Source organism: Synechococcus sp. R50.1 (assembly GCF_047462115.1).
In the GTDB taxonomy this organism is placed as follows: domain Bacteria; phylum Cyanobacteriota; class Cyanobacteriia; order Thermostichales; family Thermostichaceae; genus Thermostichus.
The window spans coordinates 78,071-102,747 of sequence record NZ_JANSIN010000002.1 but is presented as its reverse complement, the minus strand read 5'-3'; the positions used below and the strand labels follow the sequence as shown (position 1 = coordinate 102,747).

Sequence of the window (24,677 nt, the reverse complement as noted above, 5' to 3'; positions counted from 1 at the left end):
AGCTTGCTGCTTCTTCCCAAGTCAAGACTGGAGCGACTTACCGTGGGGTTCTTCAGCCGATTTTCCCGTGATATGGGCATTGATTTGGGCACTGCCAACACGCTGGTCTACGTGGCCGGGCGAGGCATTGTCCTGCAAGAGCCCTCTGTGGTTGCCATCGACCAAAACACCAAGCAACCCCTGGCTGTGGGGGAAGATGCCAAAAAAATGTTGGGCCGTACCCCAGGCAACATCGTGGCGGTGCGTCCTCTGCGAGATGGGGTGATTGCCGACTTCGACACGGCGGAGATGATGCTAAAACACTTCATCCACCGCGTACACGAGGGCCGGTACCTCATTGCTCCGCGCATTGTGATTGGGATCCCCAGCGGCGTGACCGGAGTGGAGCGACGGGCTGTGATGGAAGCCGCTCTCCAGGCCGGGTCGCGGGAGGTGTATTTGGTGGATGAGCCGGTGGCAGCAGCCATTGGGGCCGGGCTGCCGGTGCAAGAGCCCACCGGGAACATGATCATCGACATCGGCGGCGGCACCACTGAGGTAGCCGTCCTTAGCTTGCAGGGGATCGTGCTGAGCGAGTCGGTGCGGGTAGCGGGAGATGAACTGAGCGAGGCCATCGCCCAGTACATGAAAAAAGTCCACAACCTCACCATCGGGGAGCGCACTGCCGAAGAGATCAAGATTCAGATCGGTTCTGCCTACCCGATTCAAGAGGAACTGACCATGGAGGTGCGCGGGTTACACCTGCTCTCCGGTTTACCCCGTACCGTTACGGTGAAAAGCACCGAAATCCGCGAGAGCATGGCCGAGCCCCTCTCGGTGATTGTGGAAGCCATTAAGCGCACCCTGGAGCGCACTCCACCGGAATTGGCTGCCGACATTATCGACCGCGGCATCATGCTGGCCGGCGGAGGAGCCTTGCTCAAGGGTCTGGATGCCCTGATCAGCCATGAAACCGGGATCTTGGTTCACATTGCTCCGGATCCCCTCAGTTGTGTGGTGCTGGGTACAGGGCGAGTTCTGGAGGATTTCAAAACCTTGGGTCGAGTGTTGAGCGGCAGCTTCAAGGGCTAGAGGCGCTTCTCCCTCTCCCTGATTTCCTGATTTGAGGTGTGAGTCGAGTGGGTCGGAGAGGTATTGCTTGAATCGGCTACGCCAATGGTGGAGGCGCTACGGCTTGGGGTTACTCCTGTCTGCTTTGGCGATGGGGGTAGCATTGGGCTTGCGCCAAACCCAGGGATCCCTGTTGGTGGAGCTGTACAGTTGGATCACCGCCCCGGCCCGTCCACCTGTGGATCCCGCCGCGGTGCTCAGCCAGGCCGCCAACCGTGAGCTGCAAGCCCTGGTAGCCGAGCTGCAGTACCAAAACCGCGAGCTGAAGCGGCTGCTGCAATTTACCGAGCAGATGCCCCAAGCGGGGATCCCGGCAGCAGTGGTGGGTCGCAGCGCCGATCACTGGTGGCAACAGCTCACCCTCAGCCGCGGCAGCCGGCATGGAGTCAGGGTGGGAGATGTAGTCATGGCGCCGGGCGGGTTGATCGGGCGAGTTGAGTCGGTCACGCCCAACACCAGCCGAGTGCTCCTGATCAGCGATCCCACCAGCCGTGTTGGGGTGATGTTGAGTCGCAGCCGACACATGGGCATCCTGAGGGGTACGGGCACCCAGAGCGCCATTTTGGATTTTTTCGACAAGGCTCCCAAAGTAGAGGTGGGGGATGTGGTGGTGACCTCGGGCCTGAGCAGCTTTTACCCAGCCGGGGTGGTGGTGGGAACGGTTCGAGCGGTCAACTTGGATGCCAGCCCTGCCCCCCAAGCCACTGTCGAACTGTCGGCGCCGCTGGGCCTCTTGGAATGGGCCTTGATCTACCGCTATGCTCAACCCTCTGATTCTTAAGCTCAAGTCTCACCTCAACTGGGTGGTGACTGCCCTATCAGGATTGCTGGCAGCAGTGGCCCCTTGGTGGCGCGGGCCGGGCTTGGAGCTGGCAGGCTTAACCCCAGATTGGCCCTTGATCTGGGTGGTGTGCTGGAGTGTGCGGCGTAAAGCTTGGCAGGGAGCTGTTGCCGGGGTCACCCTGGGTTTTCTGCAAGATGCGCTGACCAGCCCTTGTCCTACCCATGCGCTGGGGCTGGCCGTAGTCGGGATCCTCACCGCCAAGCTGCAAAAACAACGCTACATGCAAGAAGACTTCATCTCGGTGGCCTTGATCGTTTTTGGTATGGTGGTGATTGCCGAAACCCTGATGGCGCTGCAGTGGATGTGGCTTGCCGCCTCCCAGGGATCCGAGGGCCTGGATCCGGCGGGAATGCAAACTTTGCTGGATGGATTGGGGAACTCCCTTCACTCTTTCGGCAGCATCGGCGGCGACGGTTCGCGTTCTCTGGAGAGCATCTGGTGGAACCATCAACGCAATGCCCTCACGTCTGCTATTTTAAGTAGCCTCTGGGCACCTGCTTTGTACTGGCCCCTCAGCCGTTGGTGGCAATCTCAAGAGCGGGATCCCAGAGAGGTTTAGCCTTTGGTTTTGTGGCAAATCATCCTACCTTTCGGTTAAAACTTAGGCCAAAGCAGAGTATGTCCCTTGGCATTTTTGGCAAGAAAGAACTCTCGAGGCGGCGGGAGCCGGTTTGCCGACTGTCTCTGACCTCCCACATGTTGGCGCTGTGCTGAGAGGCCCCAGACAAAGTCAGAAAAAGCGACAATCCGGAAAATTCTTCGTTGGGGAGCAATTTTGGCCTAAAATGAACCCTAGAACTGAGATATAAGTCCCATCTTTTTCAGGCAGCTTCGGGCAAATATCGCGCATTCTAATCAAAAAGTCAACAGCATAGGAAGCGCAGGCGACGTAAAGGCTGACCTTGTGGCAACTGCACTTAGGATTTGACTTAGAGCGTTCATTGGGAGGGATCCATGCCGCATACAATTGTCACCGATATCTGTGAAGGTGTGGCCGACTGTGTAGAGGCTTGCCCCGTCGCCTGCATCCACCCCGGCGATACCAAAAATGCCAAAGGCACCGACTACTTTTGGATTGAGTTTTCCACCTGCATTGACTGTGGCATCTGTTTACAGGTCTGCCCCGTAGAGGGCGCTATTCTGCCGGAGGAAAAGCCGCATCTGCAGCGAGTGCCCCGCTAATTCCGGGGAAGCATCCCTGGCCACACCCCAAGATCCAATGGGAATTATGATCATTTCAACTCCAACTAGGACACTGCACCCACACCTAAAGCCCTGGTCGCATCGTCGCGTCAGCGTTGCGGAGCAACAATACGCAGAACCAGAAGGCTTTTCTTGGTAGCCCAGGCGTCTCACCCTAACCTGAAACAACTATAAGCTTTAGCGCAAGGAAGCCAGAGCAACGACGCCGCTGGTCAGCCAGCTCAGGGACAGGATCCCCCCTAGGAAAGCCAATGGGATCAGGCCCACCAGGCGCCACCACTCCAAATCCAGCGCTACAGCTACCGCCCGCACCTGCCAAACCACAAACCACAGCAGCGCTGCAAGGCCCAGCAGGGATCCCAGTACCCCACCCAACGATTGAGCAGGCCCCAGCAGCAGCCACGGCAAGCCGGCAAACCCCGTCAAGCACAGCAGCGCCGAAAAGGAAGGGGCAGCCCGACCTAAACAGAAGGCCAGCAACTGCAGCAAAGCCGCCAAACTCACCCAGCCCAGGGATCCCATCAGTACTGCCAGCACCATGCTCGGCAGGCTTGCCCCAGAGCGGCGAATCGCCTCTAGGACGTTAAGCAGCCCCACCACCCCAAAGGCTTGCCAGAGAACGGGCTGTTCCCGCAGTGCCCGAAAAGTGCGCTCCGGCAGAAACCAAGCGCCATAGATGTTGTCTAACCAGGAACCGAGCATGGCCGGCAACAAGTCAAGCTATCTTTCATCCTAGCCCTTATGAGCACTTGACAGGCACATCCCAAAAATGGGGTATGATTGGAAAAGGATTCTGCGGCGTTGGTGACTGCCGTTATGTTTTTGCGATCTATACCCTTCGACAATTAGGATGGGAAGTGGATGTGAGAGCAGTAAGCCAAACTTAGATTTGGAAACTATCAACAATCATCCCCGGTATCCTACACTGGATTTTCCAGGTCGAAAACCACGGTAAAACGGCGCAACAGTATCCTCAAAAGAGCCCTCGAAAGGGGGCCTTTTTGTTGCTTGAATGTTGCAGTTGAATTGCCATTGCTTTACGGGATCCCAAGCCAAATTGCCCATAGCCAGGTGGATCCAGTACCATGATGATCTATTTCAATTCCTGGCTCCCCTCTTTCCTAGAGAGAGTCAAAGGGACTGTCGAACTGCGGTTGTTTTTCGGAACGGGATCCCTGGGGCCTAAGAGGCTTGTTGTTGATTTTGAACAGTAGGGATCCGGCGCAAATTCAAAAGCACCATTGCGCTGAGGGGGCGCGTGTTGGCCAGTAGCCCCACGATCAGCAGCAGCCAACTGTTCAAGGCAGTATTGGCCAGCAGCCAGCCCATCAACAGAGCCGATCCTGCCCCTTCGGCAACTGCCGCCAAGAGCCAAGCCCGGCCACCTTTCCAGCCCTGAGACCACAAGGCCCATTGCAGCCCACCGACGCCAACCCCCACCAGCAAACCGCGCAGCACATCTCCCATCGCCCGCAAGGCATTTTGGAGCCAGGGATCCGTCGGGTTAAAAGCAGAGGTTGCTACCCCCACCTGGGGAGCGAGGAAATCCGCCGCCGCCCAGCCCAAAGCCGTGGCCAGCAAAGTTGCAGCCACCCATCCCACCGAAACCTGCCGCCGCAACACCAGCCACTGCAGCAGCCCCATCAGCAAGCCAAGGCCGGCTCCAGCCACCGCTTCTTGTAGTGATCCCAAAGCCGCCAGCAGAGGCGCTGATGCCCCCAGCCCCAGGTAGCCGATCCCAGCCGCCCCCAAATTGGCCAAGAGCCAACTCAACGCCGACCCTTTGCCCAGGCGGGGTGCATTCAGGGGTGCATCCAACAGATGAGAGCCGGACTTGCTGTTGACATGTTCCTGCCCAACCTTCTGTTCCACCTCGCGCAGCCCCTGTTCCGCTGAAGGGTTACCCGGCTCCAGCCGCAGCACCCCTTGATAATCCATCTGGGCAAGGCCCCAATGTCCCTGCCGTTGGTGGGCCAGGCCGCGGTAGAGATAGTAGCGGGCTTCGTTGGGGGCGCTCTGGATCAGCTCATTGAGCAGATGGACGGCCATCTTGTACTCGCCTGCCTCGATCAGCCTTACCGCCCGTTGTAGCTTTTCTTCCTCGTCTGGGGCGGCTCGACCCATCGGCTGTTGGGAAGTCGGCTGGCCAAATCCGGTCGGGATCCGCGGGGGGCGAACACCTTGAGGTGAACGAGAGGAATTTGAGGGGACGAACGGGGCAGGAGGGGCAACCTTGTTTCCATAGACAGCCTGTAGCTGCTGGCTGAGCCCTTCCATGTTGGCTGGGCGGAGGGCAGGGTCTTTCTCTAGGCACTGGAGGATGACCCTCTCCAGAGCAGCAGGGATGGGGTGGGCTAGCTTGTGGTCTTGGAAGGGGCGGGGCTTTTGAAAGTTGTGGACGTGGTACCAGCCTTGCAAGGTGTCGGTATCCGGCTCGAAGGGCAACGCACCAGTTAACAGCTCGTACAGCACCACCCCCAAGGAATAGATGTCGGAGCGGCCATCCAGCTTTTCTCCGCGCATTTGCTCGGGCGAGGCATAGACCATCGTGCCCAAAAAATAGCCCGTCTGCGTCAGGCCACGAGAGGTCTCCCCCATGAGCTTGGAAATGCCGAAGTCCAGGATCTTGACCCGCTCTTTCCCATCGGGCCCTTTCTGCACAAAGATGTTGCTGGGTTTAATGTCGCGGTGGATGACGCCGCGAATGGAGTGCTTGCCCAGATCCATCTGAAAGTTGTGGGCGTGGTGCAGGGCAGAGCAAATTTGCAGAGCCAAGTTCACCACTCGCTCTGGGTGCAAGGGGCCTTCCCGAGCCAGCACATAGTCCAACCCCTGGCCGCTGTAGGGTTTGGCGTTCAGGTACTCCATCACCAGGTAGGGCTGGTTTTGGTACAGGCCGTAAGAGCGCACCTGCACGATGTTGGGGTGCTCGCCCAACAGAGCGCTGACCCTGGCCTCATCCATGAAGCGTTGCTGCAGTTGCTGGTAGTACTCTGGGCCCATGTCCGGGGGCGGCGGGCGCAACAACTTGACGGCCACCAGCTCGTCATTGAGCTGGGTATCCACCGCCTCGAACACATTGCCGTAGCCACCCTCGCTGATGTGGCAGGTCAGCCGGTAGCGGTTGCCAATCAGTTGTCCAATCAGGCGCTGGTTCATGGAGGAGGGTGGCCAGCTGGGGAGTTTACCTATGATTTGATTCTATTCAGCTTATGGGCCTAGAACCTGCTTGTGAGGGATCCGCTGCCATTGCGACCCCTTTTCCACCCCAAAAGCCAGGGATCCCGCTAGGATTGGGGCATGAGTGCTCCTTCTGCAACTGCTGCTCTATCCCCTTTCTGGCTGGAGGTTACCGAGTTTGCCTTGCAGGCTACGGCCAGCGTGGGATCCCAGCTCTTGGCAGACTTTGGCCAGGCCCACCCTACGGTTCGCGCCAGCGGGACGGAGTCCTTAAAAGCCGACGGCAGCTTGGTAACCTCTTCTGACCAGTGGGCGGATCGCGCTTTTCAAGGGGCCATTGCCGCTGCCTACCCCGATCACGGTTATCTGAGCGAGGAATCCAACCACATTTTTCCCGAGAAGGAGTGGTGTTGGGTAGTGGATCCTTTGGATGGCACCACCAATTTTGCCCGTGGGATCCCCATTTGGGGCAGCTCCTTGGCTTTGCTGCATTGGGGCGTGCCGGTGTTTGGCTGTGTCCATCTGCCGCCCATCCGCCAGACTTTTTACGGTTATTGGCCTCGGTTTCCTGGGGATGCAGCAGCAGGAGCTTTTCTCACCCGCCACGACCGGGATCCCGCCTGTCCCCAGCCAATCCGTCCTAGCACCGCCTCACCCGGCCCCAACCAATTGTTCAATTTCTGTTCCCGCAGCAGCCATTGGATTAGCCCGCAATTCCCTTGCAAAGCGCGGATGTTGGGGGGCGCTGCCTACAACCTGCTGGCGGTGGCCGGTGGCAGCCTTTTGGGGGCGGTAGAACGCTCGCCCAAGATCTGGGATGTGGCGGCAGTGTGGGCCATTGTCAAGGGGGCCGGCGCCGTTTGGGAACCCCTGAGCTGTGCCGATCCGGATCCCGGCCAGCCTCTCATTCCCGGCAAGGATTATGGCCGACTCACTTACCCCGCCCTGGTGGCAGCTCAAGCCGAGTGGATCCCCTTATTTCGCGCCTTCATCGCTCTGTAGCTTTCGTAAACGGCCTGCACGTTGTACCAGTTGAGGAAAAAAATCCGGCACAGCTCCAAGGCCAACTGCGAGCGGCCATGCCGGATCAGCCAGCGCAGCAGCGGTTCCACCCGCTTCTCGTTCAGCCAGCCCCCCAGGGATAAAAGGCCCCACAGGAATTGGTGCAGGGGCGTCAGTTGGATCATCAGGCGCACGGCCCAGGTGGGGTGTTTTTGGTAAAAGAGAATACCCATGCGGCCCCGCTGCCGTTCCCGCTCAATCAATCCTGGGATCTGCTGCAGCTCAAAGGGCGGATGCCAGTGGTAGCCGGTGGCCTGGGGGCACTTGACCAGGCGCAGGCCCAAACGTTTTAGCCGCACCCCCAGCTCCAGGTCTTCCCAGCCGTAGAGGTGAAACCGCTCGTCAAAGGGGCCGGCGGGGGTTTCGCAGGCCAGCTCCAACCAATGGCGGGCAATGGCCACGTTGCCGGTGGCGAAAAAGGCTGCCGAAAAATCGGTGGGCTTGAAGGGTTCAGAGCGGGGATCCTGAAAATTGCTCGTGTTGATCACCCGCCCGTAGGTGAAGACCTTGGCCTCGTGGGGGGAGCGGGGATCCCCTGTGACGCCGTGTCGTCGCAGCATCTGGGCGTGGCTGGCCAAGAAGTGATCCACCACCACCAGGTCGCTGTCGATAAAGACGATGAGGGATCCCTGGGCGTGGCGAAACCCCAAGTTGCGGGCAGCGGCGGGGCCACGGTGCTCCTGCTGCAACAGTTTCCACTGGGGCAAGCCGATGGGGTTGTTCTGCAGCCATTCCACTGTGCCATCGGTGGAGCCATCGTCCACCACCACCACCTCGTAGCCCTCGTAGGGGCCGGGCTGCTGCTGCGCCAGGGCCCGCAGACACTGCTCCAAAATGGGACGGCGGTTGTAGGTGGGAATGATGACGCTGATGTACACCGGGGATCCCTAGGGATGGCTGTACAGCCCTTGAGCAAAAACACCTCAGGGAAGAGGGGTTCCCACTGCCTGTTGGGCTAGAGGGCTTTTAGGAGCTCTGCCGACTGGCGCACCGTCTCGAAAAAGTAATGGACATTGGCCTCTGGAGTGCTTGGGTGAATGCCGTGGCCCAGGTTCATGATATGCCCACGGGATCCGGCTTTTCGAATCACCTCTAGGGTGCGCTGCCGGATGAACTCCGGGGATCCCAGCAACACCATTGGATCCAGATTGCCCTGCACCGCTAGGGATCCCAGGCGAGCCCTGGCCTCTGCCATGTCGCTCATCCAATCGAGGCTGAACACGTCGATGCCGGCTTTGCCCACCCGCTCCAGCAAAGCGGCGCTGCCGTTGATGTAGAGGATCAGTGGCACCTGCGGATAGCGAGCTTTCACCTGATCCACAATTTGCTTTTGGTAGGGCAAGGCCCAACACTCGTAATCGACTGGGCTGAGCTGTCCGGCCCAAGTATCGAACAACTGCACCACCTGGGCGCCGCCCTCGATCTGGTAGATCACGTAGCGGGCAATGCTGTCGGCCAGCTTACTCAGCAACTGATGCAGCAATGGCGGCTGCGCGAAGGCCAAGCTTTTGATGTGGGCATAATCTTTGGAGCTGCGCCCTTCCACGGCATAGCAGGCCAGAGTCCAGGGGGAGCCGACAAATCCCAGCAGCGTCGCTTTTCCTTCCACCTCGCGGCGCAGGGTGCTGAGAATGGTCTTGATAAAGGGCAGACTTTCTTCCGGTTCCAGGAGGCGGATGCGCTCAATTTGGGCTTGCGAACGAATCGGCGGGTCGATGATCGGCCCCTGATGCTCCACCAGCTCAAAGGGGATGCCCATGCCCTCAAGGGGGGTGAGGATATCGCTGAACAGGATCACCCCATCAGGGGCAAAGGCCCGAAACGGTTGCAACGAGATCTCGATGGCCAGCTCCGGGATCTCGCAACGCTGCTTAAAGGTGTACTTGCTTTGCAGCTCGCGGTAGGCCGCCATGTAGCGACCCGCCTGGCGCATCATCCAAACTGGAGGGCGATCCAGCACTTCCCCTCGGGCCGCCCGCAGCAAACGGTCACCCAAGTGCTCCGCACCGCTGGCGGTGGAGGAGGTGGCGCTGAGCTGAACAGGCGAGTGGGACATAGGAGGGCAATCCGGCTAAAGATCCTTATGAATCCTGACATCGTGGCGACAGCAACCGCAAGTTGGCGGCTCAGGATCCCTGCAGTTTCTTCATCGGCTGCAACTTGCTGTTACTTCTTACCCTTTTGGCCTCTGGGCTGGGATCCCCAATTAAAGTGGACATGAGATAATGACACCTGACAAGTCTGTTGAAGAACGGCTCGACAAGGATCCCCCCATTGCCGAGTTGAGAGGAAACCCCGCTTGGTTGCCCAAACCTTTAACCTGAAAGCCTACCTGAGCCAGCGTCAGCAACAGGTGGAAGAAGCTCTCTCTGCAGCTTTGGTTCCCGCCTATCCGGAGCGCATTTACGAGGCGATGCGCTACAGCCTATTGGCAGGGGGGAAGCGCCTCAGGCCCATCCTCTGTCTGGCTGCTTGCGAGTTGGCCGGCGGCACTGTGGAGCAGGCTCTGCCTACCGCCTGTGCCCTGGAAATGATCCACACCATGTCGCTGATCCATGACGATCTGCCGGCCATGGACAATGACGACTTTCGCCGCGGCAAACCCACCAACCACAAGGTGTTCGGCGAAGACATTGCCATCTTGGCAGGAGATGCCCTGCTGGCCTTTGCCTTTGAGCACATTGCCAGCCAAACTCAGGGGGTACCGCCGCAGTTGGTGTTACAGGTGATCGCCCGCATTGGCCATGCTGTGGCGGCAACCGGTTTGGTGGGGGGACAGGTGGTGGATCTGGAGTCGGAGGGCAAAGCCATTTCCCTGGAAACTCTGGAGTACATTCACAGCCACAAAACCGGCGCTCTATTGGAAGTCTCGGTGGTTTCGGGAGGGATCCTGGCGGGGGGAGATGAGGAGCTGCTGGACCGCCTGAGCCGCTACGCCCGCGATATTGGCTTGGCCTTTCAGATTGTGGACGACATTTTGGACATCACCGCCACCAGCGAGCAACTGGGCAAAACGGCAGGCAAGGATCAAGCTGCCGCCAAAGCCACCTATCCCAGCTTGTTGGGCCTAGAGGCCTCCCGGCAAAAAGCCGAGGAGCTGATTCAATCGGCCAAGGAAACGTTGCGCCCCTACGGACCGCGGGCAGAACCGCTGCTGGCTCTGGCGGACTTCATCACTCGCCGTCAGCATTAGGGCAGGACAAGAGGACAAGATCAGATGGGATCCCTGGAGACCCTGCTCGCATGTCTGTGCTGGAGAGCCGTATGCTGCAACAGTTGATGGCCAATCATGTCCTCTGGGTTGCTTTGCTGGCCAGTGTGTTGGCCCAAGCCATCAAGCTGATCCTTTCCTATGTGCGGTCAGGCAAGGTTAACCTGCGAGTCTTGGTGGAAACCGGGGGAATGCCCAGCTCCCACGCAGCGTTGGTGACGGCTTTGTCCATTGGGGTGGGGATGCAGGAAGGCTGGGACAGCCTTCTGTTTGCCGCGACGGTGGTTTTCGCATTGGTGGTGATGTACGATGCCGCGGGGATCCGCCAAGCCGCTGGAAAACAGGCGCGGGTGCTGAATCGCCTCCTGGAAGAATGGTTTGAAGAAAAGGGCGCCGACCGTTTTCCAGAACCCTACCTGAAAGAATTGCTGGGGCACACTCCCGTTCAGGTCATGGCCGGCGCGGCTTTGGGGGCAGCCTGTATTACATTGTCGTTTGCCCTGGGAGTAAACTGAGAGCCATTGGGGCATGCTAAGGCAGAAGTACCGCGGGGTGGTCATGGCTTCCAGTTCTCAACCTCGTCCGATCCAACGTTGCCCTTCCTGTGGCAAGCCGATCCCAGCCTACCGGTTCAAGTCTCCCTACTGCGACCACTGCGGTTGGCGGGCGGCTCCGGCAGCGCAAACCCCTCAAAAAGGTGGATCCCTGGGCCAGAAAATCGCAGCTCAGGTAAACGGGATCGGATCCCAAGGTCAACGCTTCAAGGTGCCCCCTCTGCTACAGCCGCTGCTGAACTTCAACTTTTACCTCTATCTGCTCTGGGGGATCAGCCCTCTGTTTCCGCTGGTGGTGGATCGACCCTTGCTGGCCGAATCCAACTATCTGCTCCTAATCCCGCTTTTGTTGAGCTGGGGGCTGCTTTATTTGGCGGTGCGAGATCTGCCGCTGCCGGACGATTTGCGGCTGCCGCGCCTGTTGTTGGATGTATCGTTCATCCTGCTGCCCTTCTTCCAGAAAATTAATGTGTCCAAAGCCCCCAACCGACCCTATTGGAATGCTCTGCTGATTTGGGTGATCGGGATCCTGCTGCTTGCCGCTTTGCGGCTTTGGAGCTTTAGCCTGCTCCTGACGGCGGTGACCTTGCTGTTGACCAGCTTTTGCACGCTGCTGTTCTAACCGAGATCCTTGCAAAGAACCTCAATATTTAATATTAACATTTCATGAGCATTCCTGCTGCCCGTCAACGCTTTGCCCTTGAAATCCAATCGGAGCCCATCGATCTGGGTCGGGCGGCCCTCTGGATTGCCCAAGAAGCCTATCCCGATCTGGAGGTGGAAGAGTATGTGGCCGCTCTGGATGAGATGGCCGCAGAGGTGCAAGAGCGCCTTCCCCCGGAGCGTTATCCCCTGCGGGTCATCAAGATCTTGAATCACTATCTCTTTGAGGATCTGGGCTTTCGTGGCAATCGCGAAGATTATTACGACCCACGCAACAGCTTTTTGAACGAAGTGATCGATCGGCGCACCGGGATCCCGATTACGCTGTCGCTGATCTATCTAGAGCTGGCGCGGCGGATCGATTTTCCCATGGCAGGAGTGGGCATGCCCGGCCACTTTTTAATCCGGCCCCTGTTTGCAGGCGCCGAGATTTTTGTGGATCCCTTTCAGCAGGGGGAGATTTTATTTCCAGAAGATTGTCAAGAGCTTTTGTCGCAAATCTACGGGCCTGGGATCCCTTTCCAAGAACACCACCTACGCCCCACCCCTCCCCGCCTGATCTTGGTACGCTTGCTCAACAACCTCAAGCAAATTTATCTGAGCCGCGCCGAACTGGAACCCGCTTTGGCAGCAGCGGAACGGATCTTGTTGTTGATCCCTGAATCCTTGCCCCACCTAAGGGATCGCGGGCTGTTGTATTATCAGTTGGGCCGTTGGCAGCAAGCCTGCCAGGATCTCAAGCGCTACTTAAAACAGGCGCCTTTCCACCCCGAGATCAATCGCTCTGATGAGCATTTAATCCGGGAAATTGTCGAGAGATTGGAATCTCATCCCGACTCATGCTAGGAGCATGCACAATTGCTCTCAGTTGTGCGTTGTGTAAGTGTGTAAGTTTTGAGCAAGATCTGCCGTCGTTTGCAAGCAAGGCTAGGTTTCTAGCAGGGATCGGAAGCAGCCCTTACCTCTTGGCGCAAAATGGCTTCCACCAGCTTATCTAAAGCCTCTAGATCAGATAGATCATAGTTTTTTTCCCAGAGGATTTGGTTAATGCTGGACTCCTGCTGCAGAGTTAAAACCGAAGATTGTAAAACCTCATCGATGATCTGGCGAATGCTCATCTTAACCTCGCAATCGTGAGAAGAATTGATGGCTTTGGCTCATAAGCCTAGAATGCTGGAAACGCTCTGCGATAGCCATCGTGAGGATCACGTATTTTGACATCAGAATCTGGGGCGACTCATCCAAACCCTTTCGGGGAAATCGCCAATAGTACTTTTACGGACTTGAGCTATGGATGGCGCTGAAGTCTGCGAACTTCTCAGGATCTTCTGAGACAGACCTGCTCCCCATTGAGGGCAGCTTGGGCCTCATCATCTGTTGCGAAGGCGGTGCGAATGATGCGCTCACCGGGATGGCGATCCCCTGCCGAAAGGCCGAGATCCCGCACCACAAATGAGCGCTGGATCCAGCGGTCGAAGCCATCGTAGCGGGGAGAGAAGGCAGTCCGTCCGTGAACGGTGCGGCGATTGTCAATACAGAGCAGATCCCCTGTTTCCAGCTTGATGCCTCGGTAGACAGCGTGGATTCCCTTCCTCAGGGCTTCTAGAGCCAGACTGGCTTCGGGGGTGAGCCCCACCATCAGGTCTTCGTCGTAGTTCCAGAAGGGATCCTCTCGACGGCCATACAGCACCGGCAAAATGGGTCCATTGATCAGGGCTTGCCGGTTGCCGAAGGAGTAGTCGATGCCGGTGCGATACAGGGGTTCAAACAGCAGCTCCCGCTCTCGCTCTCCTAGCAGAGGCAGGACATGACGGATGCTGGCGTAGGTGGTTTCCGCTACACGATCATGGTCGGGGCGCAGGCAAAACAGCAGCAAAAACTCCGGTGAGTGGGGATGAAAAACCGTCTCGCGGTGAAACTGTAGCCGAGTGCGGGATCCCTCAGAAGATTGCACTTCTTCGCTGCCGGGAGTAGGCACCAAGTTTTGAAACAAATCCCCGTTCTTTTCTTGAATGTAGGAGACCAAATGCCCCAAGCGGCTGCCGATCATTGCCAAGCAGCGTTCGCTGACAAAAGTGGTTTTCTCCTCGGAGCGCTGCGCCAGAGCCGGTGTGCGGGTATGGTCTAGTCCGGGATCCACGGGCAAGCCCCGCAGCAGCAGGATCCCTTCCGAATTGGAATACAACTGAAACTCCAGCAAGGCCCGCCGCAAATGTCGGGGCAGCTCATCTGCCCGCATCTCGCAGTCCAGGAGAAATTCTTCTGTTTCCCGATAGGGATCGGGCCCAGGTGCAAAAAACAGGTTTATCGTCTTTTCATCAAAGCCCCGACAATCGATCAGCAGGCATCCTTTTGCAAGCTGTGAAGTCTTCATCACGATCCCTCACCACCCACTGCCCTAGTCATAGCAGCCACAGCAACTTTTGGGCAGGGATCCTACACTCAAAACCCAATCTCGGCGAGTGTAGCGCACTACCCTTCGGTGCTAGAACCTCAGTCTGAGGCGGGGCAGAGTTTTGCCTGCTGCATCAGAAGTTAACTGGGGATCCCCATGTCTGGGCAAGATGTCCATTAGGATGAGTTCCAGGGGCTGGCCAGCGCGGGGAACCGGCGTAAAGTGGGCAAAGTGGGATCTGCCGAGCGCTGGGTTATGGGGAAAGCTTCAACAAACTCGCAGGCGAGGTTGCAACACCATGGCACCAACTTGGCAAACCGATGGGCATACTTGGTTCCTTCTGCCCCCTCAACCCCGCGCCGTCGTTCACTTTCTGGGTGGAGCTTTTGTGGGAGCTGCCCCGCAAGTGTTCTACAGCCGCCTGCTGGAAGAACTGGCCCGTATGGGCATGGCCGTTGTTGCCACCCCCTACACCACCGATATCGATCACGCCCAACTGGCGCTCAACGCAGCCCAATCTTTGCACAGAAGCCTGCAAAGCAAGGGTTTGCTGGAGTTGCCCCTGTTTGGTTTGGGTCATAGCCTGGGCTGTAAGTTGCAGATCCTCTCTTGTCTAGCCGTTCCTTCTCTGGGATCCCAGCGGCGAGGCAATATTTTCCTGGCCTACAGCAATGCCGGGCTAGATCGGGCTTTGCCATTGCTGCGGCTGTTGGCCCAAGCTTGGCCTCAACAACAGCTTGCCGATCTGTGGCGGATGTGGATGGGATCCTCCTCGCCGCCTGTGAACCTGTGGTTAGAGTTCGAGCCTTCCCCAGCAGAAACCAACCGCTTAATTGAGGAGCAGTATCCGGTTAGACACAACCTGCTCGTAGAATTTCGACAGGATGATATTGACGACATTCCTCTGCTCTACCAGCAGCTTTGCCGCAAGTATCAAGGCCACACCGAGTGGCAGCATCTCGAGGGGGATCACCTCACTCCACTGGGTTTTAGCTACCCTTTCCAAGTCGGGCAAGAGTTCAGCCCCATCGATGCTTTTGGACAGTTGATCTACCAGAACCTACTGGCCCCCAACCACCAAATGATCCGAAGCATCCGAGCCTGGCTGGCAACCCAATTGGCCCATTGACATTCTTCCCGCGGCTCAAGTCAACGGATTTTTTCACAGCTTGCAGGATTTCTCCCGCTCACTGTTGGCAAGCGGGCGGCAGGTCTTGCTACTCCATCCTTGCGGATGCAGGAGGATGCCATAACCCCAGATACTTTGGCCTTCCATTTCAAACTAGATTGAAACACTCCCTAAGCGTTCTCCGCTGCCGCCCTACCCCCAGCAAGAGAGGGGAGCTAGATGGAAATGTTTCATTCCGGCTTAAAACGACTATAAAAGCTGCGTCACAACCTCGCTAGCGGAGCTACTGCATTGGTGTAGCTCATGACCGCCCATTTACTGATCAAGCCAGCTCAAATCGGAGAGCAGATCTTGAGAGTAGGAAGAGGGGGACTGCGCTTGCAGATGAAACAACATCTGAAGGGTATCGCTCATCAGAAAGTAACAGGTCAAGACGCCGCCGGCAGCCACAGCCACCAGTGTCCCTGCCAACATGCGTGAGAACTCCTGACTCTGAAAAGCCTGCTCCATCAAGCGCAGCGCCCAGAATCCCAGGAGGACAACAATGGCAAGGATGATCAACATATCGTAATTTATTGTAACAAGCCTGCTGCTCAACGGCCATTGACAGAATTGAATAAGAACATAAGGACTCCCCTTGTCCCTCATGCTCCATGACTCTGAGTCAGTGTACAGAAGGGCTTGGCGTGCCTGGATTTGCAGCCCTTTTCGGTTGCCCTTGCTGCAGGCCATGAGCACAAAAGGGATCCCGCCGGCAAAGATTGCAGGTTGGGCCGGCGTTCAAGCGGGCTACAGCCGACGCCCGTTATCGGAAATGCGGGTGGATCAGGAGCTGATGTGGCTGATTCAGGTAGGGCTGTTGCGACGGGAAGTGGATGGGCAGGGGATCACCGACCGGTACCGTCTGGCACCTCTGGGTCGGCAGTTGTTGCAAGATCTGGAGAGGGATGAAACTTTTGCCGGGATCTCGGCAAGCTGGGCAGACCGCCTGCGCAATAGGCTGACCCGCTGGCGGCTGCTTCCCTGAGGATCCCCTACACTGGATCCAACTTTCAACGCCGCTCTCGAGGGGGGATATGGTACGGCCAAGGTTGATGCGTGTGCCCGGATCCCTGGCACTCCAACGTCCACTCCAAACCTCTTTGCAGCGGCGCAGCCAAGCAATTAACCGGCGCAGCAAGTCTATCTACCGCAAAACCCGCTCCCTCTACCGACGCAACTTGCCCCTTTATCTGCGCAATTTGCTGTTGCAATACCGCACCAGCCTTATCTACAACCTCAAAGCCAGGCCTGTCAGCAGAACCCGTCGAGGATAGCAAGCCCCCCTCTGGATCCCAGCACAACAGTCTTCACCCCGTCGGAGTTGGTGATGGAGATTGTCCACCCCCAAGCCTGTGTAACCCCGTAGGAGGGGTACTTCTTGCAGGAGACTATTGGATTGTGAAGCGGCCAATTCCTACCTTCTCGCCGTTGACATGAATCTCGACGCGGTAGCGCCCGGTGTAGGGTTGGCTGAAGCTCAGAAAGCCTCGCACGGTATCGGCCAAGGGATCCCAGGGAACATCGAGCTTGCGGATTAGTTGCTCGCCCCCAGCTTCTCCGCCCTCGTAGTACCAGAGCATCTCCACCTTGGCGTTGGCAGGAAGGTTGCCCACCGGCAAGATGGCCCAGATCAAGGTGTCAGTGGTCTTGAACTCGGTTGTGGCCTCGCCAGGGCTGCCGTCCCCCCGACCTTGGTACAGGCCGATTGTCCTTAGCCCCGCCTCTTTGGGGGTTCCTTGGCTGTAGGCACGGGCATCTGCTTGCGCAGCCTGACCCAGGCGATCCAGCTCGGCCAGCAAATCTTCCTGCTGCTTCAGGGCATCGGTTGCTTCCTGCAGCCACCGGGCGATCTGCCGCTCTGCGGTTGGGGCTTCCGAAACCGGGGAAGAAGGCTGTGCAATCGCCCCGCTGAGGTTGCGAATGGGAAAACCCTGAGCTGTCCCCACCTCGCTGCCCAGTAAGTTCAGCCAGCGGCTTCGCACTTCGGACGTCATCTCTGGCTTTGCGGCATAGGCAATGCGCACACTGCCGCTTGGGCCTCGGGTGATCCGGCCAATCTCATGTTCCTCAACTCCACTCACCGTTCCACGACAGCCAGCACTGCGGAACTCGTAGAGCACATCTTCTTCGCTCTCCCGATGAAACTCCCAAGTCGTTTGGGGGCAGCTAGCCAGGATGTTGTCCCGCATGTGGTTGGCGAGAAAGCGCGGCGATCCCTGGACATGAACGTCCATGACGGAGAGCATTTCTCTCCAAGAGGCCAAGCTCTCTCCAGGCCGTATGAGAAGGGTTAGAGTAAGCCCTTCCAGAGCTTGATGATCGGCGAAAACCCACTCCCCTGGATCCCCCTCGATGACGACGTTTCCCGATGGGCTGAGGAAAGCGGATGCAAACAGCAGGCCGGCAAAAAGATTCAACACAATGCCCTTCCTTATCCTGGGATTTGCACCTGAAAACGGGACAGGAGAGCTTTCAAACTGCTCACTGGGCAAGCAAAGAAGGGCTGAACAAGGTCGTTGCCGTTTACAAGGCTCACCTCAGAAGAATCTTGATAGATCCCTACAGCTTGATTTTGCTGACCTTACCAAAACGTCAATTGACCCCCCCAAAACATTGACCAGCCTAGCACAATTGAGCTCAATTCTGAACCCCACTTTGCAGAAATGCCGTGTTTTTCTGATGAGTATATCCATTTACATTGAACAGATATCAGCCTGTTCGTTCAGAAACCTGAATCTCCCTGTATGGCAATCGAAAGCTGGTCAATTTAGTAGGTTACTGTGGCCAACTGAAGAGGAGATCTTTCCGATGATCAACCAGTTATCCCCCAAGGTCTCCAGCCGGGGCTCCACCAGTTGCCAGCTCTGGTTGACATCAGGGATCCCCTCCCCTGCTACCGGGGTTGGCGCAGCGGCTCCGCCTAGGATCTTGGGAGCGATAAAGGCGGCTACTTTCTGGATCGCCCCATCTTTGAGGGCTGCCCAGGCCAGCGTGCCCCCGCATTCCCAGAGGGCACTCAGACACCCCCGCTGAAAGAGCACCTGTGCCGCCCGCGAGGGGGTTACTTGGGGCAGATGCAGCAGCTCCACCCCCTGCTTGGCCAGGGATCCCCAGAGGGGATGGATCTTTGGGGCTTCCGTGATCACCAACGTCGGCGCTTCTTCCACCTGCCACAGATGGGCAGAAGGGGGCAGGTTCAGAGAACGGCTGAGAACAACCCGCAACGGCTGGGATCCCTGCAACTCCGCCAGGCGACAGGTGAGGCGCGGGTTATCCTGCCAAACGGTTCGGGATCCAACGATGACGGCATCATGCCAGGCCCGCTGTTGGTGTACCCACTGCCGCGCCGGAGAGTTGCTGATCCAGCGGCTGTGGCCGGTGGCGGCGGCGCTCTTGCCATCCAGGGTCATGGCGTATTTCAGCAGGCCGAAACACTGTTGCCGCACAATGGCGAAGGCAAACCCCTCGTTCAGCTCCTGGCACTCCCGCTCCAGCACTCCCACCGTCACGTCGATCCCCGCCTCCTGCAGGCGGCGGATCCCTTTGCCAGCCACCAAGGGATTGGGATCCTGCATCCCCACCACCACCCGCCGGATCCCGGCGGCCAGGATGGCCTCGGTACAAGGGGGAGTGCGCCCATAGTGGTTGCAGGGCTCCAGGTTGACGTAGAGCGTTGCGCCTCTGGCCAGGGATCCCGCCTGTTGCAGAGCCAACACCTCCGCATGGGGCTGCCCTGCCCCCGGATGAACGCCTTCCCCCACCACCCGATCCCCCTGCACGATCACGCAACTCACCCGCGGATTGGGAGAGGGACGCTGAGGTGTGGAACGGGCCAGGGATAGACACCGTTCCATCCACTGCTGATCCGAAATCATAAAATGGGCATCCGCTCCAGAGCGGCTCAAGCCGGTGACAAGGCTGCCAACTTGCGGTTGAAAGCTGCAATTGCCTTGGATTCTAGCTCTACCACCTGCAATGCGTAGTCGCGGGCGCGGGCCTTTTGTTCGTTGCTGACAATCTCTCCCGAACGCAGGCGATCCAACAAATCGAAGGGATCCAACACCTCATCCATCCGGAAGCGGCCCAGATGAATCATGATCGGCAGGCATATTCTTCGCCAAGAATCAGAGCGGAAGTGAGCGTGGGTGATTCCCTCTCTCCCAGCTTGAGGGTGGGACGAGCCTTGCGGCCAACCACCACCTGGCGATGGGTCTCGATCACTGCTCTGGCCCGATCCAGATCTTGATTTTTCCAATCCACAGCCAGCCTGAGGCGGTGGGCGATGAAATCCGCAGTGGCGATGTAGAGCAGAGTAAGGATCAAAGCATAAACCCGCGTCTGGGCAGTTGACGCCACCGTTGCACAAAACGCCGGGAAGGTGATCCCCGCCTCCACCACCGTGGTCACCCCTGAGCGGATCCCCACCTCATCCGCCGGCAGACAAAAATCCCCCACTGATGTAAAAACATGGGTGTGAATATCGATCCAGCCAGGGGTGAGGAGCTGCCCTCGCAAATCCACAACTTCTGCCCCACAGACAGGCAGGTGGCGTCCAATTGCAGCGATCTTGCCCTCCTCCACCCGCAGTTGCCCGATCTCGTCCAATCCCTGGTCGGGATCCAGCAGATGTGCGTTGATAAACAGGGTGGCAGCCACCAGAACTCCTGCCAACAAGGCGTTAGACCGGTATTGCGGCAAGGTAAAACACTTTTTTCTTGCAATTTGTAGGCTCAACTACAAAATCCGACGCGGAGAAGACCGCAATCTGAGCGTGATACCTGCTACATCTGCCGTTTCGACAAACAGGCTCTAATATTGGGATGGTTATTCTAGGAGCTGCCTTCATGACCTCTTCCCCCCACCTGACCGCTGCAGAGGGGGCAGCGGGTTCTGCCAACGGGCTGAAGGAGGCATCCCTGTTTGGGGAACGGGATCCCTTGGCCCATTCCCTTCAAGTCAACGAAGCCTTCAACCGCAGGAACAACCTGTTGAACCGTCGCCTGCAATTGGTGGAAGAACTCTGGGAATCGGTGATCCTGCAGGAGTGCGGTCAGTCTCTGGTGGATCTGTTGCAGCGACTGCGTTCCATGTGTTCCCCAGAAGGACAAGCCCTGGAGTACCCGATCCCAGAGGTACTACAAATTATCGAGTACCTCAGCCTCGACGCCACCATCCAAACGGCACGGGCCTTTGCCCTCTTCTTCCAGTTGATCAACATTGTTGAACAGCACTACGAACGGGCAGAAGACTCGGACATGCGCATGGTGGATAGCCAACAACGTACCGTGCGAGAAAACGAAAAATTTGAACGGCTGTTCCCTTACCTGCGGGCTCAAGGGGTGCCGCCGGGCCTACTGCGCAGATTGCTGGAGCAGTTGCACATTCGCATGGTTTTTACCGCCCACCCCACCGAGATCGTCCGCCACACCATTCGCGAGAAGCAACGGGCCTTCTCTCGCCTGCTCGGCCAACTGGATTGGGCAGAACAAACCCAGCCTTTGCAGGCCCAGATGATAAAAGAACAGATGGCGGAAGAAGTCTTGCTTTGGTGGCGTACCGACGAGTTGCATCAGTCCAAGCCGACTGTTTTGAACGAAGTCGATTACACCTTGCACTATTTTGAAGAGGTGTTGTTTCAGGCCATCCCCCTGCTGCACGAGTACCTCAGCCGCAGCTTGAAAAAAGCTTTTCCCAGCGTCGAGCCGCCGCCGGCAGGATTTTGCAACTTCGGCTCGTGGGTAGGCGGGGATCGGGATGGCAACCCTTCCGTCACCGCCGATGTTACCTGGCAAACGGCTCGCTATCAGCGCAACCTCATCCTGGGCAAGTACATCGAATCGGTGAAGGCTCTCACCAAAACCCTGAGCATTTCCCTGCATTGGGGGGATGTGGACAGCCAACTGCTGGATGCCCTTGAGCAGGATCACCGCCTCATGCCCGAGGTTTACGAATCGTTTTCGCTGCAATATCGCCAGGAGCCTTACCGCCTCAAGCTCAGCTACATTCAGCGGCGGCTGGAGTTGACGCGGGAGCGCAACCGCAACTTGGCCGACTCCGCTTGTTTGCCCACCCCTCCCCCTGTGGACAACGCCTATGCCAACGCGGAAGAATTCCTGGCCGACCTGCAGCTTATCCAGAAAAGCTTGAAAAACAGCGGCCTTTCCTGCCGTCAGTTGGATCATCTCATTCAACAGGTACAGGTGTTTGGCTTTCACCTGGCCCATCTGGATATCCGCCAAGACAGCAGCTACCACGAAGCCGCTCTCACGGAGATTTTCGAGTACTTGCGCATTTTGCCGCGTCCCTACAACGAGATGACGGAAGAGGAAAAAACCGCCTTTCTCCTGCAGGAGCTGCAAACCCGTCGGCCTCTGATACCGCTGGAGATCGCCTTTTCCGAGAAAACGGCAGAGCTGATCGCCACCTTTCGCACCCTGCGCCGCATGCAGCAGGAATTCGGCTTGGCCATTTGCCAAACCTATGTGATCAGCATGAGCCGCCAGTTGAGCGACCTGTTGGAGGTGCTGCTGATGGCCAAGGAGGTGGGGCTCTACGATCCCATTAGCGGTCGCGGATCCCTGGCGGTGGTGCCGCTGTTTGAGACCGTCGAAGACCTGAAGCGGGCCCCGGAAGTTTTGCGGCAGTTGCTGGAGATCCCTTTCTATCGCCAGTACTTGGCTCAGCAGGGAAATCTGCAGGAGGTGATGCTGGGCTACTCCGACAGCAACAAAGATTCCGGCTTTTTGAGCAGCAACTGGGAGATTTACAAAGCTCAACAACGCCTGCAGACGGTGGCCGAATCCTATGGCGTGAAGCTGCAAATCTTCCATGGCCGGGGTGGTTCGGTGGGCCGTGGGGGGGGCCCGGCTTACGAGGCCATCTTGGCTCAGCCAGGGCGCAGTGTGGGGGGCCGCATCAAAATTACCGAACAGGGAGAGGTGCTGGCCTCTAAGTATTCCCTCCAAGATCTGGCCATTTTTAACCTAGAAACCGTTACCAGCGCTGTGATCCAGGCCAGCCTGCTGCGCACCTACCCCAACGACCTGCACGAGTGGTCGCGCCTAATGGAATCCTTGGCGGATCGCTCCCGGCAGGTGTATCGCAACCTGGTCTATGAGCAGGAAGGTTTTGTGGAGTTTTTCCACGAGGTCACCCCCATTGAAGAGATCAGCCAACTGCAGATCAGCTCCCGTCCTGCCCGCCGCAGCGGCAGCCAGAAGGATATTGGATCCCTGCGGGCCATTCCCTGGGTATTTAGTTGGACGCAAAGCCGCTTTCTCCTGCCGGCCTGGTATGGAGTTGGCACCGCCCTACAGGAATACGTGGCCAAGGGCGAGCACAACCTCAACCACCTGCAGCACCTGTATCGCGAATGGCCTTTCTTCCGCATGGTGATCTCCAAAGTGGAGATGACCTTGGCCAAGGTGGATTTGCAAATAGCGCGTCACTACGTGCGGGAGATGAGCTCTCCAGAACGTCTAGAGCGGGCGATGGAGCTGTTTGAGTGTATTGCCCAAGAAATGCACCGCACCCGCACAATAGTGCTGCAGATTACGGGTCACAGCGAACTGTTGGAGAACGACCCTTATTTGAAGCGCTCGGTGCAGTTGCGCAACCGCTCTATTGTGCCCCTCGGCTTTATCCAAGTCTCCCTCCTCAAGCGCCTGCGAGAGCATCAGGGATCCCGCACCGGACGAACACGCTACGACCGAGCTGAACTTCTGCGTGGAGCTTTACTTACCATTAACGGCATTGCCGCCGGGATGCGCAACACAGGCTGAGGGATCCGACTAATTGACCCTGGCGCTGCTTCTATCAAGTTCAGATCGGCATTGAGAGCCTATCAGAACAGATCGTCATCATACTCTTCTGGCTCCACCTCTACTGGCTCTACTTCGACAACGCGGCGGGAAGGACGGCGGGGGGGTTCATCTGCGTAGCTTTCCCCTTGGTCTTGGGGCAGCCGTGGGGGACGGCGGCGGGTAGCTGTACCTGTGCTGCGCTCTTCCTGCACATCCACATCCTCTGGATACTCTTCGGTGGCAGGACGACGGGGGCGGCGGGCCTCTGGCGGCGGTGCTGGTTCATCGTAGTCCGTATCCTGACGCGGGCGGACCCCTGGCTCCTCGTAATACTCATCCCCTTCGGGTCGGCGGCGGGGACGCACACGGGTATCGCTGGTCAGTTGGGGCCGCGGGCGACGGCTAGGATCTTCACCACTGCGCCCAGGAATGGAGCGACTGTAAGAGGATGTATCGCGGATACGGGATCCCTCAGCCCGGGTGGAAACCGTGCGCCCTTGGGCATAGCCGCCCGGTGGATAGGTGCGGACAAAGCCTTGCCGCCGAGTAGTCGGACGAGCCCCGCCCACCTGCCGTGCCTTTTCACTCAAGAGGATGCGCAACCGGAAAGTTTCGAGGGCAAACCAGCCGGCCATCACCGCCAACAGCACCTGGGCAAAGAACAGCAACGGAATGAGCCGCTGACCTTCCAAGAGCAAACAGACGGAATAGATCAGGCCCATCGTGGCAAAAATCACGTCGTACTCAGCGGAGGCCTCGCGCTTGATGAACCGAACCGCGAAGATGGCTCCACTGGCAATCGCCACCAGCGCTGCCATCAAAAAGTAGGGGCTTTGGGTGAGAAACATGCCAGGGATCCCTAAACGATGAAGACGGGAGAGCGTTGAGCCTTACCCATTCCACAGCCGATCCTAGCATTGATCCTCCTGGTGGCACGGACAACAAAACCCAGGTTTGGGTGTAGGAACGGGATCCCTCTTCAATAAAAGGGATCGGTGCTAAAATCGGCAGCATCTTCCTGCATGTTCCATGCTGTATCTGGCACGGGTACACAAAAAAAGTCTCTTCGGCCAGGGGGAGCTGCAGCTCTTGGCCCGGCAGGCCGAGGACGGGGTTTGGATGCCGCTGCGCAAGCCAGAAGGGGTCACCTGCAAAGAGGTTGGCCCTTACAACATTGGGGTGTTGCTGCTGGTTGAGCTTTCGGAAGAGCGGCAGGTACGGCAGGTGGAAGAGGCAGCCATGAAGCTGGTGGAGATGTTGCACAACCTATCCCGAACCCACAGTCTGGTGGATCTGTCGGAGATTGAAAGCTGGCGGCAATCCTTGACTCGGCAAAGCCAAGAGCTGAGCCGTCGCGAAGCAGAGGTGGCCGCTCGCCAAGAGCAACTGCAACAGTGGGAAAACCGTCTGCGAGAAAAGCTGTCTCCTTGAGCTCTCAGATCTACTCTTATCTTAAGTAGAGTCATTTTAAGCTAATTGAGA

At 57.9% G+C, this 24,677-nt stretch carries 26 protein-coding genes and 1 other RNA gene; 15 read left to right on the top strand and 12 right to left on the bottom strand.

The window, feature by feature from the left end:
* Positions 1-42 precede the first annotated feature (42 nt).
* The 4 genes from NW870_RS01255 (at position 43) to NW870_RS01240 (ending at position 3,136) form a co-directional block, all read left to right on the top strand.
* The gene (locus tag NW870_RS01255; RefSeq protein ID WP_414356309.1) at positions 43-1,071 is read left to right on the top strand and encodes a rod shape-determining protein; all 1,029 of its coding nucleotides are present in this window, start codon (positions 43-45) and stop codon (positions 1,069-1,071) included.
* A 67-nt stretch (positions 1,072-1,138) separates the two neighbouring features.
* The gene (gene mreC, locus NW870_RS01250; protein WP_011434053.1) at positions 1,139-1,891 is read left to right on the top strand and encodes a rod shape-determining protein MreC; all 753 of its coding nucleotides are present in this window, start codon (positions 1,139-1,141) and stop codon (positions 1,889-1,891) included.
* Positions 1,869-2,513, top strand: a complete 645-nt coding sequence (mreD, locus tag NW870_RS01245; protein ID WP_414356284.1) for a rod shape-determining protein MreD — start codon at positions 1,869-1,871, stop codon at positions 2,511-2,513. Before mreC ends, mreD begins: the two co-directional genes overlap by 23 nt.
* Before the next feature lie 395 nt (positions 2,514-2,908).
* Positions 2,909-3,136, top strand: coding sequence for an indolepyruvate ferredoxin oxidoreductase subunit alpha (locus NW870_RS01240; protein WP_011434056.1), 228 nt, complete (start codon positions 2,909-2,911; stop codon positions 3,134-3,136).
* A gap of 198 nt (positions 3,137-3,334) precedes the next feature.
* Here NW870_RS01240 and NW870_RS01235 read toward each other — a convergent pair whose 3' ends face one another.
* The gene (locus NW870_RS01235; protein ID WP_414356283.1) at positions 3,335-3,859 is read right to left on the bottom strand and encodes a YIP1 family protein; all 525 of its coding nucleotides are present in this window, start codon (positions 3,857-3,859) and stop codon (positions 3,335-3,337) included.
* An 85-nt stretch (positions 3,860-3,944) separates the two neighbouring features.
* Here NW870_RS01235 and ssrS point away from each other — a divergent pair.
* Positions 3,945-4,132, top strand: a non-coding RNA gene (ssrS, locus tag NW870_RS01230) — 6S RNA.
* 207 nt (positions 4,133-4,339) lie between these two features.
* Here ssrS and NW870_RS01225 read toward each other — a convergent pair.
* Positions 4,340-6,316 (bottom strand): protein kinase domain-containing protein, encoded by a 1,977-nt coding sequence (locus NW870_RS01225; protein WP_414373464.1) that lies wholly within the window; start codon positions 6,314-6,316, stop codon positions 4,340-4,342.
* A gap of 141 nt (positions 6,317-6,457) precedes the next feature.
* Here NW870_RS01225 and NW870_RS01220 point away from each other — a divergent pair, with 141 nt between their 5' ends.
* Positions 6,458-7,339, top strand: coding sequence for an inositol monophosphatase family protein (locus NW870_RS01220; RefSeq protein ID WP_011433458.1), 882 nt, complete (start codon positions 6,458-6,460; stop codon positions 7,337-7,339).
* Here NW870_RS01220 and NW870_RS01215 read toward each other — a convergent pair.
* Entirely contained in the window at positions 7,294-8,277 is a 984-nt protein-coding gene (locus NW870_RS01215; protein ID WP_414351237.1) for a glycosyltransferase family 2 protein, read from the bottom strand. The genes NW870_RS01220 and NW870_RS01215 overlap by 46 nt on opposite strands.
* 77 nt (positions 8,278-8,354) lie before the next feature.
* Positions 8,355-9,455, bottom strand: coding sequence for a uroporphyrinogen decarboxylase (gene hemE, locus NW870_RS01210; protein ID WP_414373461.1), 1,101 nt, complete (start codon positions 9,453-9,455; stop codon positions 8,355-8,357).
* 243 nt (positions 9,456-9,698) lie between these two features.
* Here hemE and crtE point away from each other — a divergent pair, with 243 nt between their 5' ends.
* Genes crtE through NW870_RS01190 form a run of 4 tightly spaced genes read left to right on the top strand, consistent with a single transcriptional unit; the run spans position 9,699 to position 12,673 of the window.
* Entirely contained in the window at positions 9,699-10,592 is an 894-nt protein-coding gene (crtE, locus tag NW870_RS01205; protein ID WP_414342614.1) for a geranylgeranyl diphosphate synthase CrtE, read from the top strand.
* A 50-nt stretch (positions 10,593-10,642) separates the two neighbouring features.
* Positions 10,643-11,125, top strand: a complete 483-nt coding sequence (locus NW870_RS01200; RefSeq protein WP_414328881.1) for a divergent PAP2 family protein — start codon at positions 10,643-10,645, stop codon at positions 11,123-11,125.
* Positions 11,126-11,138: 13 nt separating this feature from the next.
* A complete protein-coding gene (locus tag NW870_RS01195; protein ID WP_414373459.1) occupies positions 11,139-11,786 on the top strand; it encodes a hypothetical protein in 648 nt (215 codons plus the stop codon).
* Between the two features lie 44 nt (positions 11,787-11,830).
* The gene (locus tag NW870_RS01190; protein ID WP_414350903.1) at positions 11,831-12,673 is read left to right on the top strand and encodes a SirB1 family protein; all 843 of its coding nucleotides are present in this window, start codon (positions 11,831-11,833) and stop codon (positions 12,671-12,673) included.
* An 89-nt stretch (positions 12,674-12,762) separates the two neighbouring features.
* Here the strand turns inward: NW870_RS01190 and NW870_RS01185 are convergent, their stop codons facing one another.
* A complete protein-coding gene (locus tag NW870_RS01185) occupies positions 12,763-12,945 on the bottom strand; it encodes a hypothetical protein (protein WP_414342619.1) in 183 nt (60 codons plus the stop codon).
* Between the two features lie 200 nt (positions 12,946-13,145).
* Complete coding sequence (locus NW870_RS01180; RefSeq protein ID WP_414373457.1) at positions 13,146-14,201, bottom strand: TauD/TfdA family dioxygenase; 1,056 nt, start codon at positions 14,199-14,201, stop codon at positions 13,146-13,148.
* 319 nt (positions 14,202-14,520) lie between these two features.
* Between NW870_RS01180 and NW870_RS01175 the strand changes: the two genes are divergently transcribed.
* On the top strand, positions 14,521-15,351 hold the full coding sequence (locus NW870_RS01175) for a DUF1350 family protein (protein ID WP_414373454.1): 831 nt from the start codon (positions 14,521-14,523) through the stop codon (positions 15,349-15,351).
* A 315-nt stretch (positions 15,352-15,666) separates the two neighbouring features.
* On the opposite strand, the gene NW870_RS01170 is transcribed toward NW870_RS01175, so the two are convergent.
* The gene (locus NW870_RS01170) at positions 15,667-15,915 is read right to left on the bottom strand and encodes a hypothetical protein (protein WP_011433446.1); all 249 of its coding nucleotides are present in this window, start codon (positions 15,913-15,915) and stop codon (positions 15,667-15,669) included.
* 82 nt (positions 15,916-15,997) lie between these two features.
* Between NW870_RS01170 and NW870_RS01165 the strand changes: the two genes are divergently transcribed.
* On the top strand, positions 15,998-16,378 hold the full coding sequence (locus NW870_RS01165; RefSeq protein ID WP_414329149.1) for an Npun_F0494 family protein: 381 nt from the start codon (positions 15,998-16,000) through the stop codon (positions 16,376-16,378).
* Between the two features lie 49 nt (positions 16,379-16,427).
* Positions 16,428-16,667 (top strand): hypothetical protein, encoded by a 240-nt coding sequence (locus tag NW870_RS01160; RefSeq protein ID WP_148202739.1) that lies wholly within the window; start codon positions 16,428-16,430, stop codon positions 16,665-16,667.
* Positions 16,668-16,781: 114 nt separating this feature from the next.
* On the opposite strand, the gene NW870_RS01155 is transcribed toward NW870_RS01160, so the two are convergent.
* The 4 genes from NW870_RS01155 to NW870_RS01140 form a co-directional block, all read right to left on the bottom strand.
* Complete coding sequence (locus tag NW870_RS01155; protein ID WP_414373451.1) at positions 16,782-17,813, bottom strand: hypothetical protein; 1,032 nt, start codon at positions 17,811-17,813, stop codon at positions 16,782-16,784.
* Between the two features lie 342 nt (positions 17,814-18,155).
* Positions 18,156-19,268: a bifunctional diaminohydroxyphosphoribosylaminopyrimidine deaminase/5-amino-6-(5-phosphoribosylamino)uracil reductase RibD gene (gene ribD / locus NW870_RS01150; RefSeq protein ID WP_414373448.1), complete on the bottom strand. Its 1,113-nt coding sequence runs from the start codon at positions 19,266-19,268 to the stop codon at positions 18,156-18,158.
* 26 nt (positions 19,269-19,294) lie between these two features.
* Positions 19,295-19,489, bottom strand: a complete 195-nt coding sequence (locus tag NW870_RS01145) for a hypothetical protein (protein ID WP_414373445.1) — start codon at positions 19,487-19,489, stop codon at positions 19,295-19,297.
* Positions 19,486-20,049, bottom strand: a complete 564-nt coding sequence (locus NW870_RS01140; protein ID WP_414373442.1) for a hypothetical protein — start codon at positions 20,047-20,049, stop codon at positions 19,486-19,488. The genes NW870_RS01145 and NW870_RS01140 overlap by 4 nt, the downstream gene beginning before the upstream one ends.
* Positions 20,050-20,237: 188 nt before the next feature.
* Here NW870_RS01140 and ppc point away from each other — a divergent pair, with 188 nt between their 5' ends.
* Complete coding sequence (ppc, locus tag NW870_RS01135) at positions 20,238-23,174, top strand: phosphoenolpyruvate carboxylase (protein ID WP_414373439.1); 2,937 nt, start codon at positions 20,238-20,240, stop codon at positions 23,172-23,174.
* 62 nt (positions 23,175-23,236) lie between these two features.
* Here ppc and NW870_RS01130 read toward each other — a convergent pair whose 3' ends face one another.
* Complete coding sequence (locus NW870_RS01130; protein ID WP_414373436.1) at positions 23,237-24,043, bottom strand: Ycf66 family protein; 807 nt, start codon at positions 24,041-24,043, stop codon at positions 23,237-23,239.
* Between the two features lie 181 nt (positions 24,044-24,224).
* Here NW870_RS01130 and NW870_RS01125 point away from each other — a divergent pair, with 181 nt between their 5' ends.
* Entirely contained in the window at positions 24,225-24,626 is a 402-nt protein-coding gene (locus NW870_RS01125; protein ID WP_414373434.1) for a hypothetical protein, read from the top strand.
* Positions 24,627-24,677: the final 51 nt, after the last annotated feature.

Coding starts and splice junctions, on each gene's coding strand:
- NW870_RS01170 (WP_011433446.1), bottom strand. CDS start 15,915: ATGTTGATCATCCTTGCCATTGTTGTCCTCCTGGGATTCTGGGCGCTG.
- NW870_RS01165 (WP_414329149.1), top strand. CDS start 15,998: ATGCTCCATGACTCTGAGTCAGTGTACAGAAGGGCTTGGCGTGCCTGG.
- NW870_RS01195 (WP_414373459.1), top strand. CDS start 11,139: ATGCTAAGGCAGAAGTACCGCGGGGTGGTCATGGCTTCCAGTTCTCAA.
- NW870_RS01240 (WP_011434056.1), top strand. CDS start 2,909: ATGCCGCATACAATTGTCACCGATATCTGTGAAGGTGTGGCCGACTGT.
- NW870_RS01235 (WP_414356283.1), bottom strand. CDS start 3,859: ATGCTCGGTTCCTGGTTAGACAACATCTATGGCGCTTGGTTTCTGCCG.
- NW870_RS01180 (WP_414373457.1), bottom strand. CDS start 14,201: ATGAAGACTTCACAGCTTGCAAAAGGATGCCTGCTGATCGATTGTCGG.
- hemE (WP_414373461.1), bottom strand. CDS start 9,455: ATGTCCCACTCGCCTGTTCAGCTCAGCGCCACCTCCTCCACCGCCAGC.
- NW870_RS01200 (WP_414328881.1), top strand. CDS start 10,643: ATGTCTGTGCTGGAGAGCCGTATGCTGCAACAGTTGATGGCCAATCAT.
- ribD (WP_414373448.1), bottom strand. CDS start 19,268: ATGATTTCGGATCAGCAGTGGATGGAACGGTGTCTATCCCTGGCCCGT.
- NW870_RS01130 (WP_414373436.1), bottom strand. CDS start 24,043: ATGTTTCTCACCCAAAGCCCCTACTTTTTGATGGCAGCGCTGGTGGCG.
- NW870_RS01125 (WP_414373434.1), top strand. CDS start 24,225: ATGCTGTATCTGGCACGGGTACACAAAAAAAGTCTCTTCGGCCAGGGG.
- NW870_RS01175 (WP_414373454.1), top strand. CDS start 14,521: ATGGCACCAACTTGGCAAACCGATGGGCATACTTGGTTCCTTCTGCCC.
- NW870_RS01160 (WP_148202739.1), top strand. CDS start 16,428: ATGGTACGGCCAAGGTTGATGCGTGTGCCCGGATCCCTGGCACTCCAA.
- NW870_RS01225 (WP_414373464.1), bottom strand. CDS start 6,316: ATGAACCAGCGCCTGATTGGACAACTGATTGGCAACCGCTACCGGCTG.
- NW870_RS01190 (WP_414350903.1), top strand. CDS start 11,831: ATGAGCATTCCTGCTGCCCGTCAACGCTTTGCCCTTGAAATCCAATCG.
- NW870_RS01220 (WP_011433458.1), top strand. CDS start 6,458: ATGAGTGCTCCTTCTGCAACTGCTGCTCTATCCCCTTTCTGGCTGGAG.
- NW870_RS01185 (WP_414342619.1), bottom strand. CDS start 12,945: ATGAGCATTCGCCAGATCATCGATGAGGTTTTACAATCTTCGGTTTTA.
- NW870_RS01145 (WP_414373445.1), bottom strand. CDS start 19,489: ATGATTCATCTGGGCCGCTTCCGGATGGATGAGGTGTTGGATCCCTTC.
- ppc (WP_414373439.1), top strand. CDS start 20,238: ATGACCTCTTCCCCCCACCTGACCGCTGCAGAGGGGGCAGCGGGTTCT.
- mreD (WP_414356284.1), top strand. CDS start 1,869: ATGCTCAACCCTCTGATTCTTAAGCTCAAGTCTCACCTCAACTGGGTG.